13 protein-coding genes are annotated in these 12,401 nt (G+C 70.7%); 4 read left to right on the top strand and 9 right to left on the bottom strand.

Annotation, left to right across the window (positions count from 1 at the left end; all coding sequences use genetic code 11):
• Positions 1–99 precede the first annotated feature (99 nt).
• A complete protein-coding gene (locus DVH02_RS06470) occupies positions 100–975 on the top strand; it encodes an NAD(P)-dependent oxidoreductase (RefSeq protein ID WP_114622720.1) in 876 nt (291 codons plus the stop codon).
• A gap of 38 nt (positions 976–1,013) precedes the next feature.
• Here the strand turns inward: DVH02_RS06470 and DVH02_RS06465 are convergent, their stop codons facing one another.
• The 8 genes from DVH02_RS06465 to DVH02_RS06430 all read right to left on the bottom strand — a co-directional run bounded on the left by DVH02_RS06465 (position 1,014) and on the right by DVH02_RS06430 (position 8,963).
• A complete protein-coding gene (locus DVH02_RS06465) occupies positions 1,014–1,451 on the bottom strand; it encodes a hypothetical protein (RefSeq protein WP_114622719.1) in 438 nt (145 codons plus the stop codon).
• 61 nt (positions 1,452–1,512) lie between these two features.
• Positions 1,513–3,306 carry an alpha/beta hydrolase gene (locus DVH02_RS06460; protein ID WP_114622718.1) on the bottom strand — a complete coding sequence of 598 codons (1,794 nt, stop codon included), beginning with the start codon at positions 3,304–3,306 and terminating at the stop codon, positions 1,513–1,515.
• Between the two features lie 15 nt (positions 3,307–3,321).
• Entirely contained in the window at positions 3,322–3,843 is a 522-nt protein-coding gene (locus DVH02_RS06455) for a hypothetical protein (RefSeq protein WP_114622717.1), read from the bottom strand.
• A 201-nt stretch (positions 3,844–4,044) separates the two neighbouring features.
• Complete coding sequence (gene fabF, locus DVH02_RS06450) at positions 4,045–5,307, bottom strand: beta-ketoacyl-ACP synthase II (protein WP_114622716.1); 1,263 nt, start codon at positions 5,305–5,307, stop codon at positions 4,045–4,047.
• A gap of 76 nt (positions 5,308–5,383) precedes the next feature.
• The gene (locus tag DVH02_RS06445) at positions 5,384–5,632 is read right to left on the bottom strand and encodes an acyl carrier protein (RefSeq protein WP_114622715.1); all 249 of its coding nucleotides are present in this window, start codon (positions 5,630–5,632) and stop codon (positions 5,384–5,386) included.
• 78 nt (positions 5,633–5,710) lie between these two features.
• On the bottom strand, positions 5,711–6,712 hold the full coding sequence (locus DVH02_RS06440; protein ID WP_114622714.1) for a ketoacyl-ACP synthase III: 1,002 nt from the start codon (positions 6,710–6,712) through the stop codon (positions 5,711–5,713).
• Between the two features lie 13 nt (positions 6,713–6,725).
• Positions 6,726–7,667, bottom strand: a complete 942-nt coding sequence (locus DVH02_RS06435; RefSeq protein WP_199566182.1) for an ACP S-malonyltransferase — start codon at positions 7,665–7,667, stop codon at positions 6,726–6,728.
• A gap of 90 nt (positions 7,668–7,757) precedes the next feature.
• A complete protein-coding gene (locus DVH02_RS06430; RefSeq protein ID WP_114622712.1) occupies positions 7,758–8,963 on the bottom strand; it encodes a PucR family transcriptional regulator in 1,206 nt (401 codons plus the stop codon).
• A gap of 42 nt (positions 8,964–9,005) precedes the next feature.
• Here DVH02_RS06430 and DVH02_RS06425 point away from each other — a divergent pair, with 42 nt between their 5' ends.
• A complete protein-coding gene (locus tag DVH02_RS06425) occupies positions 9,006–9,662 on the top strand; it encodes a pirin family protein (protein ID WP_456113487.1) in 657 nt (218 codons plus the stop codon).
• Between the two features lie 159 nt (positions 9,663–9,821).
• Here DVH02_RS06425 and DVH02_RS06415 read toward each other — a convergent pair whose 3' ends face one another.
• Positions 9,822–10,646: a serine hydrolase domain-containing protein gene (locus DVH02_RS06415; RefSeq protein WP_114622709.1), complete on the bottom strand. Its 825-nt coding sequence runs from the start codon at positions 10,644–10,646 to the stop codon at positions 9,822–9,824.
• Positions 10,647–10,815: 169 nt separating this feature from the next.
• Here DVH02_RS06415 and DVH02_RS06410 point away from each other — a divergent pair, with 169 nt between their 5' ends.
• Together DVH02_RS06410 and DVH02_RS06405 are read left to right on the top strand one after the other, a co-directional pair.
• Positions 10,816–11,280, top strand: coding sequence for a MerR family transcriptional regulator (locus tag DVH02_RS06410; RefSeq protein WP_114622738.1), 465 nt, complete (start codon positions 10,816–10,818; stop codon positions 11,278–11,280).
• Positions 11,281–11,286: 6 nt separating this feature from the next.
• Entirely contained in the window at positions 11,287–12,315 is a 1,029-nt protein-coding gene (locus tag DVH02_RS06405; RefSeq protein WP_114622708.1) for an aldo/keto reductase, read from the top strand.
• Positions 12,316–12,401 lie beyond the last annotated feature (86 nt).

Here is a 12,401-nt window from a genome sequence, read left to right as displayed (position 1 = left end):
GGAAGATCATCGGTAAGCCGTGTGCGGGAAAACCGCACGCACGGATTGAAAGGGGAATGGGGAAACGGGCTCGAAAGAGCACCGCGCCCCTGACTACCAATGACTGAACGACCGACCGTGGCCGTCCTCGGCGCCGGCATCATGGGCGCCGCGATGGCCCGCAACCTCTGCCGCACTGGACACGACGTCCGCGTCTGGAACCGTACCCCCGCCAAGGCCGAAGCCCTCGCCGCCGACGGCGCGACGCCCGCCGCGACGCCCGCCGAGGCGGTGACCGGCGCCGATGTGATCCTCACCATGCTGTACGACGGTCCGGCCGTCCTGGAGGCGATGACGGCCGCCTCGCCGGGGCTGCGACCGGGCGCCGTCTGGCTCCAGTCGACCACGACGGGCGTCGAGGCCGTCGCCCCGCTGGCCGACCTCGCCCGCCACCACGGCCTGGTCTTCGTCGACGCGCCCGTCCTGGGCACCAGGGCCCCGGCCGAGAGCGGCGACCTGCTGATCCTGGCGGCGGGCCCCGAGCAGGCGCGCGCCCCGCTGGCCACCGTCCTGGACGCGGTCGGCAACCGTACGGTCTGGCTCGCGGAGGACGGCTCCACGGGCGCCGCCAGCCGGCTGAAGCTGGTCTGCAACGGCTGGGTCCTCACCCTCACCAACGGCGCGGCGGAGGCCATGGCCCTGGCGAGGGGCCTCGACGTCGACCCGCGCCACTTTCTGGACGCGATGGCGGGCGGGGCGCTGGACTGCGGCTACCTGCACGCCAAGTCCGCGGCGATCCTGAACGAGGACTACACCCCGAGCTTCTCGGTCACCACCGCCGCCAAGGACGCCCGCCTCATCGTCGCCGCCGGCGCCGCGCAGGGCGTACGCCTGGACCTGGCGTCGGCCGCGGCGGAACGGTTCCGGAGGGCGGAGGAGCAGGGGCACGGGGAGGAGGATATGGCGGCGACGTATTTCGCCAGCTTTGACGGGTGAGGGGCGGCGCGGGGCGCCGCTCCCCGGTGCTGGATGCGCTACTTCTGCTTCCGGAAGCAGGCGGAAACGACGGTGACTTCGATCAGCGAGGTCTTGTCGCTTCCGGCAGGTTCGACGGACAGCCTGATGTCGGCAGAGAACTCTTTGTCCGTCGAGTCGGCGACGATCTGTGGAGCTTTGGACGCGGTTCCGTCCGGTCCCTCCTTGATGATTCGCCAGCCGTTTTTCGGGAGCCTCTCGCGGAGTCGACCCATTGCCGATGTCAACTCTTCGTTGGGCACACCGTATACGCTCCAGGGGTGGTACGCCTGGAGCGTGCCACTCTCGGAGCCGTCTTCCGAACACGGTGAGGGCAACGCGCCGGACTGGGTGAGCTTCCCTTTCATGCCGAGCAGCTCCATGATCTGGCTGGATTTGCGCTCTGTCGCCTGCTGGACCTTCTCCGCGTCGCGAACAGGAACTTCGAAATCCTTCATGTCTGTACACCCCGCTGTGGCTAGTAGTGCGCACGCCAGCACGGCCGGAATGGCCGTTACCTTATTCAAGTTCCACCTTCTCGAAATTTTCGGTAACGACGGCGGCCTGGTTTCGGAGGCTAGTGGAATTTCTGTTCCAGAAGCCGCTGTGGTCCGTGGAGTCGCTCTCCACGATGTTTCCGCCGAAGGACTCGTCCGTAGGGATCGTCAAGTTGTCTCCGAGTCCTACTAAACGCCCTCCCTGCCGAACGACTTGATCGTCCCAGGAGGCTCCCATGGCCCACACGTGTCCGGGGCGGAGTCCGAGATCGGCGGCGCGGTCCACTCGCATGCCGGGACTTCCTGCTACGACGATGTCATCAGCCATGGAACCGTCCAGCATGCCGCCCGACCGGGTTGCGACTCCCACCACCGTGCTGCCGTAGCTGTGGCCGATCACCGTGGTGTGAGCAGAACTGCCTGTCGAATATTCGTGAGCCGTCTTGTTGCCGTCGAGGAACTCACGCAGTGTCGGCCCACCTTTGTCGGAGTATGAGCTCATCGTCGCATGCGGGATGTCGTCAGGGGCGTCATAGTCGAGCCACGTGATGGTTGAGATGCGTCTGTCCGGAGCCATGCTTTGACTCGTAGCCCAAAGCCGTTCGCTACGACCAAGATCACCAAAGGTGTCGCCGTCACCGATTCTCGACAGCTTGGATTTCGTGCCAGGAACGTAAATCGCCGTATGGTCGGCGGTGTCCGGGTTTCCGTTGGCCAGGATGACCCGGCCGTCTCCGTTTGCTTCTGGGTCGAAGCCGAGCAGGTAAGCCTCTGGTAAGCCGCTCCCGGTGCGGTCGAACCTCGCCTGAATGGCGTCCATCCCCTTGAGCGAGGCTTCCAGATGCTCCTTCCGGTCCTTGTACTTGTCGCGCCAGGCGAGCCACTCGTCCGAGTACGCCACCACATCCGGGCCCAGCGCCCTCAGCCTGTCGGCGGGCTCCGGCGGGATCGCGTCCAGCTCCAGTTGGTACCGCCCGCGCCTCTCGTCCAGCACCGTACGGTTCGCCTCGTCGCGGACGTCGGATGGGAGGCCGTCCATGGCGCCGACGCGGTCGGGGAAGAGGGCCAGGTAGTCGGCCTGTTCCTCGGGGGTGAGGGCGTGCCACCAGGCGGCGTTCGCCTCCGGGGTGGCGTCCTTCGGAGGGGCCTTGAGGTCGTCCAGGTACGACGCCGCGGCACCGCGCAGGTTGTCCATGTCGTCCGCGGCGTCCGCCAGGTCCGCCGCCGAGACCGTCAGGTCGTCGTCCGCTTCCAGGCGGCGCAGGTGCGGGGCCCATTTCCGGTCGACCGCGGTGGCCTCCTCGATGGCCGAGGCGATGCGGTCCGCGCAGTCCTGCGCGTACGCGAGGTTCGGGTTGGGGTCGAAGCCGGCCGCCTGGCGGTTGACGGCGCGGGCCGTTTCGTCGGTGGTGCCGTTCGCGGCGCCGCCCTTGGGGAGTCGGCCGTCGACCTCGGCACCCGCCGCCGGATAGCCGACCGAACCGCCGGGGCCGACCGTGAACGCGCGGGCCACGGCGTCCGCGACGGCCGCGTCCAGTTTCCGCTTCGCCGGGAGCACATCCGCCGCGAAGGCCCGTAGCGCCGTGCTGACCAGGCCGCACTCGATCTGGATGTAGTGGAAGTTCTTTCGCAGCTGGCCCAGTTCACGCAGCGCCGCCTCGGCCGCCTCGCCCCTGAGCGATCCGCGCAGCGCCGCCGCGATGCCGTTCTCGATCTCGTCCTTCGTCCGGGAGGCCATGGCGACGGCGGCCTGGTATCCGCCCGCCGCGTCCTCGTACGCCGAGGGCTTGAGGGACTTGAGCGTGGTGAAGTCCATCGGTCGGGTCACCGGTCACCGGTCTCCGTCGCCACTGCTACTGGCACAGCCAGTGGCACGGCTACTGCCACTGCCACTGCCACTCGCACCGCTACTGGCGCTGTCCCTGCCGCCGACGGCGGGGGTGTCCTCGTACGCGGCCCTCAGCCGGGCGAAGTCCTGCTCGACGGCCTTGTCGCTCCCGTGCAGGTCGCTGCCCGCCGTCCGTAACTGCTGCGCGAGGGCGGTACACCGGCCCGACACCTTCTTCAAGTAGGCGTCCCAGGAACGGAAGACCACCGCCTGGGCCGCCGCGCTCCCCACGCCACCCGCCGTCCGCAGGCCCTCCTGGCCCCGGTCCAGCGCGCTCCGGGCCTCGGTGATACCGGCCCTCAGCCCGCCGACCCCGTTCCCCGCAGCCGTCCACGCGGACTTCGTCGACTTCACGTCGCCTGAGCCGCCCCCGGCCGCCGCCGCGTCGGCGCTCGCGAGCCTGCGGACGGAACGGGTCGCGGCGTCCTGCTTGAGCCGCGTCCACTCCGTCTCGAACGATGTCATTCCCCGCTCAACCCCCGGCTTGTCGTGCGTTCACTGTGGCAACGACGTGAGCCGCCGTCCGTCACGGACGGGTGGGGTGAGCGGGTGAGCCCGCTGCTCAGACGAAAGTGCCCGGCAGGGAGAGAATCCCCTGCCGGGCACTTCCGTTCGGTCCGTTCGGTCCGTTCGGTCGGTACGGTCCGTTCGGTCCGTGCGGTCGGATCACACCGTGCGCAGCGCCAGCACCACGTTGTGGCCGCCGAAGCCGAACGAGTTGTTGATAGCCGCGATCGTGCCGCTCGGGAGCGTACGGGCCTCGCCGCGCACGACGTCCGCGTCGACCTCCTCGTCGAGGTGGTCGATGTTGATCGTCGGCGGGGCCGTGCGGTGGTACAGGGCGAGAGCGGTGGCGACCGTCTCGACGCCGCCCGCGCCGCCCAGGAGATGGCCGGTCATCGACTTCGTCGCCGAGATCGCGACATGGTCGAGGTCGTCGCCCAGGACCCGGCGCAGCGCCTTGATCTCGGCGACGTCGCCCTGCGGCGTGGAGGTCGCGTGGGCGTTGAGGTGCGCGATCTCGGCGGGCTTGAGGTCCGACGAGTCGAGCAGGTTCTGCATGGCCTTCGCGATGCCGCGGCCGGTGGGCTCGGGCTGGGCGATGTGGTGGGCGTCGGAGGACAGGCCCTGGCCCAGGATCTCGCAGTAGACGCGCGCGCCCCGCTTGGCCGCGTGTTCCGCGGACTCCAGGACGACGACGCCCGAGCCCTCGCCCATGACGAAACCGTCACGGCCCGTGTCGTACGGGCGGGACGCCTCGGTGGGGTGCTCGTTGTTCTTGGACATCGCCATCATGTTGGCGAACGCCGCCATGGGCAGCGGGTGGATGGCCGCTTCCGTACCACCGGCGACGACGACGTCGGCCCGGCCAGTACGGATCATCTCCACGGCGTAGCCGACGGCCTCGGCGCCCGACGCGCAGGCGGAGACCGGGGTGTGCACGCCCGCGCGGGCGCCCACCTCCAGGCTGACGTTGGCGGAGGGGCTGTTGGGCATCAGCATCGGCACGGTGTGCGGGGAGACGCGGCGCTCACCGCGCTCCTTGAGCACGTCGTACTGGTCGAGCAGGGTGGTCACGCCGCCGATGCCGGAGGCGATCACGGTCCCGAGCCGGTCCGCGTCGACCGAGGTGTCCTCACCGGCGCGCGCGGTGAAGCCCGCGTCGGCCCACGCCTCGCGGGCCGCGATCAGCGCGAACTGCGCCGAGCGGTCCAGCTTGCGCGCGAGCGGACGGGGCAGTACCTCGCCCGGGTCCACGGCGGCGGTGGCGGCGATGCGGACCGGGAGGGTCTCGAAACGCTCGCCTTCCAGGGTGCGTACCCCGGAGCGGCCCGCGAGCAGACCTTCCCAGGTCGAGACGCTGTCGCCACCCAGTGGTGTGGTTGCGCCGATACCGGTGACGACCACGGTGCGATTGGTCGGGCTCACTGGAATTCTTTCTCCACGTGTAGAGGGTGCTGAATTTACGGCGCCACCACCGGGTGGCGTCAGCCGCGCTGTCGGGTCAGGACTGGTGCTTCGCGATGTAGTCGGCGGCGTCGCCGACCGTCTTCAGGTTCTTGACGTCGTCGTCCGGGATCTTGACGTCGAAGCGCTCTTCGGCGGCGACGACGACCTCGACCATGGACAGCGAGTCGACGTCCAGGTCGTCGGTGAAGGACTTGTCCAGCTGGACGTCCTCCGCCGGGATGCCGGCGATCTCGTTGACGATCTCGCCGAGACCCTCGACGATCTGTTCCTGGGTGAAGGCCATGGGGCGCTCCTTTGTAGTAAGCGGAGGATATGAGGGTGATAGGGAACAGCGGTTGCGGGCTCCGGACGGATCCGGTGCCTAGGGGAGGGTAACGACCGTCGCGGCGTAGACGAGACCCGCCCCGAAGCCGATGATGAGCGCGGTGTCGCCGCTCCTCGCCTGACCGGTCGCCAGGAGCCGCTCCATCGCGAGCGGGATCGAGGCGGCCGACGTGTTGCCGGTGGTCTCCACGTCACGCGCGACCGTGACGCTCTCCGGCAGCTTGAGTGTCTTCACCATCGAGTCGATGATCCGCATATTGGCCTGGTGCGGAATGAAGACATCCAGTTCATCCGAGGTGATTCCGGCGGCGTCCAGCGCCTGCTGGGCGACCTTCGCCATCTCGAAGACGGCCCAGCGGAAGACCGCCTGGCCTTCCTGGGTGATGGCCGGAAACTTCTCCGGCCTGCCCTCACGGTAGTCGTCCCACGGCACGGTCTGCTTGATGGTGTCCGACTTGTCGCCCTCGGATCCCCAGACCGTGGGGCCGATCATCGGCTCCTTCGCCGGTCCGACGACCACGGCGCCCGCGCCGTCACCGAACAGGAAGGCCGTCGCGCGGTCCTCCAGGTCGGTCAGGTCGGAGAGCCGCTCCACGCCGATGACCAGCACGTATTCGGCCGATCCGTCCACGACCATGCCCTTGGCCAGGGTCAGGCCGTAGCCGAAGCCGGCGCAGCCCGCGGAGATGTCGAACGCGGCGGGCCGGCCCGCGCCGATCCGGTCCGCGATCTCCGTCGCGACGGCGGGGGTCTGCTTGAAGTGCGAGACGGTGGAGACGATCACGCCACCGATCTGCTCCGGGGTGATCCCCGCGTCCGCGATGGCCTTGCCGGACGCCTCGATGGACATCGCGGCGACGGTCTCCTCGGGGGAGGCCCAGTGGCGGCTGGCGATACCGGAACGGGAGCGGATCCACTCGTCGGACGAGTCGATCGTTTCGAGGATCACCTCGTTGGGCACGACCCGGGTCGGGCGGTAGCCGCCCACCCCCATGATCCGCGCGTACGGAGCGCCCTTGCCGGGCTTGATCTTCGACATTGCTCTCTGGCTCCTATTCAGCCGTGGAGGAGTGTTCGGCGATCAGCGCGCGGGCGGCGTCGAGGTCGTCGGGGGTCTTCAGCGCGAGGGTCTTCACTCCCGGCAGCGCGCGCTTCGCGATGCCGGTGAGGGTGCCACCGGGGCACAGTTCGAGCAGTGCGGTCACGCCGCGCGCCTGGAAGGTCTCCATGCACAGGTCCCAGCGCACCGGGTTGGCGATCTGACCGACCAGTCGGTTCAGCACCTCGGGTCCGGTGGCGACGGCCCGCCCGTCGCTGTTGGAAACGTACGGTACGAGCGGGTCGGCGGGCGTCAGCGGCGCGGCGGCCGCTTCGAGGGCGGCGACCGCGGGCGCCATGTGGCTGGTGTGGAACGCCCCGGCGACCTTCAGCGCGACCACGCGCCGTACGCCCTCCGGCTTGTCCTCGGCGAGCGCGGCGAGCTGTTCGAGCGTGCCCGCGGCGACGATCTGACCGGCGCCGTTCACGTTCGCCGGCGTCAGACCGAGCCGGTCGAGATGCGCGAGCGTGGTGTCGGGGGCGCCGCCGAGCAGCGCCGACATACCGGTCTGCGCGGCGGCCGCGGCCTCGGCCATCGCCAGCGCGCGCACCCGCACGAGCCGCATCGCGGCGTCGTCGTCCAGGACCCCGGCGAGCGCCGTCGCGGCCAGCTCGCCGACGCTGTGGCCCGCCGTGACGCCCACGTCACGCACGACGTCCTCGGTGGCGGGGAAGAGCTGACGCGCCGACAGCAGCGCGGCGGCCACCAGCAGCGGCTGGGCGACCGAGGTGTCGCGGATCTCGTCCGCGTCGGCTTTCGTGCCGTAGTGGACCAGATCGACGTCGAGCGCGGCCGACCAGGCCCGCAGCCGGGCTTCGGCACCGGGCAGATCGAGCCAGGGAGTCAGGAAGCCGGGCGTCTGAGCGCCTTGGCCGGGAGCGACGAGTACGAGCACACTCACACTCTCTCCTGTAGACGGTCCCCGCCGCCCGTGGGGAGGGGAACGAAGAACCGCTGGGGGAATTGTTGGAGTACGACAAAAAGTCTATGACCGTGGATCGCCGTCGGCCAAGCGCCCCAGAATCAGAGCGATCCTCAGTGTGAACGCCGACCTGACGTCGGACGGTGACCACCCGGTGACGTCAGTCACACGTCGGAGCCGGTAGCGCACGGTGTTGGGATGGACGAAGAGCATCCGCGCGGCGCCCTCCAGGCTGCTCGCCTGCTCCAGATAGACACTCAGAGTCTCCAGCAGCGCCGACCCGGCCTCCTCCAGCGGTCTGTAGATCTCCTCCACCAGCTGCTCGCGCGCGGCAGGATCGGAGGCGATCGCGCGCTCCGGCAGCAGATCGTCCGCGAGGACCGGACGCGGCGCGTCCTGCCAGGCGAAACACGCTTTGAGCCCGGCTGCGGCGGCCTGCGCCGACTTCGTCGCGGCCAGCAGATCGGGCACCACGGGACCCGCCACGACGGCACCGGCCGCGTACGGGCCGATCAGCGCCTTGGCCACCTGGAGCGGATTGTCGCTGCCTCCGGCGATCACCACGAGCCGGTTGCCCAGCACGCCCGTGAGCACCTGGAGCTTGGCGTGCCGGGAGGCCCGGCGGATCGCCTCCACCGTCAGCTCGCTGTCCCCGTCGGGGGCGGTGCCGAGCAGTACGCAGACGTGTTCCGGGGAGTTCCAGCCGAGGGCCGCCGCCCGCGAGATCGTGCCCTCGTCCGCCTCGCCTGAGAGCACCGCGTTGACGACCAGCGACTCCAGCCGCGCGTCCCACGCGCCGCGTGCCTCGGCGGCCTGCGCGTACACCTGGGCGGTCGCGAAGGCGATCTCCCGCGCGTAGACCAGCAGCGCCTCGCGCAGCACGGACTCGTCGCCCGGCGCGGCGACCTCGCCGACCGCGCTCTCCATGACCTCGATCGAGGTACGCACCATCTCCACGGTCTGGCGCAAAGTGATCGCCCGCGTCAGCTCGCGCGGCGCCGTACCGAAGACATCGGTCGAGATCGCCTGCGGGGTCTCCGGATGCCGGAACCACTCGGTGAACGCGGCGATCCCCGCCTGGGCGACCAGCCCGATCCACGAACGGTTCTCCGGCGGCATCGCCCGGTACCACGGCAGCGTCTCGTCCATGCGGGCGATGGCGTCCGCGGCGAGCCGGCCGGAGGACCGCTCCAGTCGCCGCAGGGTCGCGGGATGCGGATGCGGAAGGGGTTCGTTCGAGGCTTCTGGCACGGGACAAGACTGCCTCATCGGGACGGGAGGGTGCGGGCCCGGGGCTACGGTGTGGCTGTGATTCTCGTACGGCACGCGGCCCAGCGGTACGCGGGGGGCGACGCGGCGGCAGGCGTCGAATCCCTGCACGCCTTCTCCTTCGGGCGTTTCTACGACCCGGACAACCTGCGCTTCGGCGCGCTTCTCGCCTGCAACGAGGAGCGCCTCGCGCCCGGCGCGGGTTTTGACGAACACCCGCACAGCCACACCGAGATCGTCACCTGGGTGGTGACCGGTGAGCTGACCCACCGCGACTCGGCGGGCCACGCCACCGTGGTGCGCGCGGGCGACCTCCAGCGGCTCGGATCCGCCTCCGGGGTACGGCACGTGGAGCGCAACGACTGCCAGGAGCCGCTGGTCTTCGTACAGATGTGGCTCACGCCCCTGGAACCGGGCGGCGAGCCGGAGTACGAGGTGGTACGGGGCGTCCGCGACGCGGTGCCGTACCCCGTGGAACGGGCCGGGGCGGCCCTGCGCGTGTGGCGTCCGGGCGCGGGCGAGCGCCGCGCCCTGCCCGGGGCGCCGTACGTGTACCTCCATGTGGTGCGCGGCGGCGCCCGGCTCGACGGGGAGCTTCTGGGGCCCGGCGACTCGGCCCGGATCACGGGCGGGGCGGGACCGGAGCTGGTGGCGGGCCCGGCGGGCGCGGAGGCGCTGCTCTGGGAGCTGCCGGGCTGACCGGCGGCCGGGCGGCGTCAGCTGGAGGTGCCGGGCCGCCGCGTGCCGGGCCGCCGCGTGCCGGGCCGCCGCGTGCCGGGCCGCCGTGTACCGGGTCGCCGCGTGCCGGGCCGTGAGCGCCAGCCGTGTGTGCCGGCCGTGCCTGTCGGGCCGGGAGCGTCAGGCCGTGCGCAGCTCCGCCAGCACCGCGTCCGTGAACGGCGGCCACGCCTCGATCGCCCACGGCCCGAAGGGCCGGTCGGCCAGCGCCACGCAGGCCGCGCCCGCCTCCGGGTCGACCCACAGGAACGTGCCGCACTGGCCGAAGTGCCCGAACGTGTGCGGCGAGGACGAAGCGCCCGTCCAGTGCGGGGACTTGGTGTCCCGGATCTCGAAGCCCAGCCCCCAGTCGTTGTTCTTCTGGTGCCCGTAGCCCGGCAGCACCCCGGAGAGCCCGGGGTGGACGACGGTCATGGCCTCCAGCACCGTACGCGCGTCCAGCAGCCGGGGCGCCTGGAGTTCGGCGGCGAACCTGACCAGATCGTCCACGGTCGACACGCCGTCCCTGGCGGGCGAACCGTCCGCCGTCAGGGAGGTCGACGCCATGCCCAGCGGTTCGAGCACCGCCTCGCGCAGATAGTCGGCGAACGGGATCCCGGTCACCTCGGCGACATGCGCGCCGAGCACCTCGAACCCGGCGTTCGAGTAGAGCCTGCGGGTGCCGGGAGCGCCGACGGCGCGGTGCTCGTCGAAGGCCAGCCCGCTGGTGTGCGCGAGCAGATGCCGGACGGTGGCCCCCTCGGGCCCGGCCGGCTCGTCCAGCTCGACGGCGCCCTCCTCGTACGCCACCAGCACCGCGTAGGCGGTCAGCGGCTTGGTCACGGAGGCGAGCGGGAACGGCCGCGACGTCGGGCCGTACGATCCGACGACGGTACCGTCCGCCCGCACGACGGCGGCAGCGGCGGTGGGGACGGGCCAGTTCTCGATCATCGTCAGGCTCTGCATGGCGACGAGCCTAGGCCCTGCCTTCGAAGGAGCGCCGTCCGGCCTCGGGGCGGGACCCGCGCCAGGTGACGCGGCCTGTGACGCGGCCGGTGACGCGGCCGGGTCACGCCGTGAAGACATGTCCTTTCCGCTTGCTTCGAGTGCACTCGAAGGATTTAGCGTGGAAGACATGACCCTGATCGACGAGAGCAGCCCGGTACGGACGGAAGCCGCGCGGTCCTGTGCCGCGCCGCCCAGGTATCCACGCGCCGACGGTGACGATCAGTACACGATCAGTGAGGTCGCCGCGCTCACCGGCCTCACCGCGCACACCCTGCGCTGGTACGAGCGCATCGGCCTGATGCCGCACGTCGACAGGTCCCACACCGGCCAGCGCAGGTTCCGCAACAGGGACCTGAACTGGCTGTCCTTCGTCACCAAGCTGCGGCTGACCGGGATGCCCGTCGCGGACATGGTCCGGTACGCCGAGCTGATCCGGGTAGGCGACGAGACGTTCGAGGAGCGCCGGGAGCTGCTGGAGCGGACCCGGGGCGATGTCCTGAACCGGATCGCGGAGCTGCGGGACACGGTTGCCGTACTCGACCACAAGATCAGTTTTTACGCGGATGCCCACCGGGCGTCGGAGAGGCTCTGAATCCTGATGAGCGACAACAAGAGTGACAGCGGGATCGAGAAGGTACGCCTCGGCGTCGGCGGGCCCGAGGTCGGCTCCCAGGGGCTCGGCTGCATGGGCATGAGCGCGTGGTACGGGCCTACCGACGCCGACGAGGCGCGCGCCACGCTGGAACGCGCGCTGGAGCTGGGCGTCACCCTGTACGACACGGCGGACGTGTACGGCGACGGGGAGAACGAGAAGTTCCTCGCGCCGTTCGCCAAGGCACACCGCGACGAGATCGTCCTCGCGACGAAGTTCGCCCTGGGCGTCGACCCGGCCGACCCCACCCGGCGGGTCATCCGCAACGACCGCCCGTACATCCGGCAGTGCGTCGAGGCCAGCCTCCAGCGCCTCGGCGTGGACGAGATCGACCTCTACTACATGCACCGCCGCGATGTGAACGTGCCCATCGAGGAGACGGTCGGCGCCATGGCCGAGCTGGTGACCGAGGGCAAGGTCAAGTACCTGGGCCTGAGCGAGGTCACCGGCGGCGAGCTGCGGGCCGCGCACGCCGTGCACCCGATCACCGCCCTGCAGTCCGAGTGGTCGCTGTTCAGCCGCGACGTCGAGGCGAACGCCGTACCCGCCGCCGCCGAGCTGGGCGTCGCGCTCGTGCCGTACTCCCCGCTCGGCCGGGGCTTCCTGACCGGCGCGTTCGTCCACGCCGACCAGGAGCTGACCGCCGACGACTTCCGCCGCCGGCAGCCCCGCTTCACCGGGGACAACGCGGCGGCCAACGCCGCGCTGCTCGAACCCGTAAAGAAGATCGCCGAGGGGCGCGGCGCCACCCCGGGCCAGGTCGCGCTGGCCTGGGTGCAGCAGCAGGCGCCGCTGCACGGACTGGCGGTCGTACCCATCCCGGGCACCCGCAGGCGGACCCGGATCGAGGAGAACGTGGGCGCGACGCATCTGATCCTCACCGAGAGCGAGATGCGGCTCCTGGAGCCGATCGCCGGCCGGGTCTCGGGCGACCGCTACGCCGACATGACCTTCACCTCGGCCGGTCGCGCGTAACCCCGCGTCCCGCGTCCCGGGCCGAGCGCGTCCCGGCGTCGGGGTTCGGGTCCCGCGGGGCCCGGCGTCCCGAGGCGCGGCGTGGA

The organism is Streptomyces corynorhini (assembly GCF_003346515.1).
Taxonomy (GTDB): Bacteria; Actinomycetota; Actinomycetes; order Streptomycetales; family Streptomycetaceae; genus Streptomyces; species Streptomyces corynorhini.
This window is presented reverse-complemented; position numbering and strand designations above follow the sequence as displayed.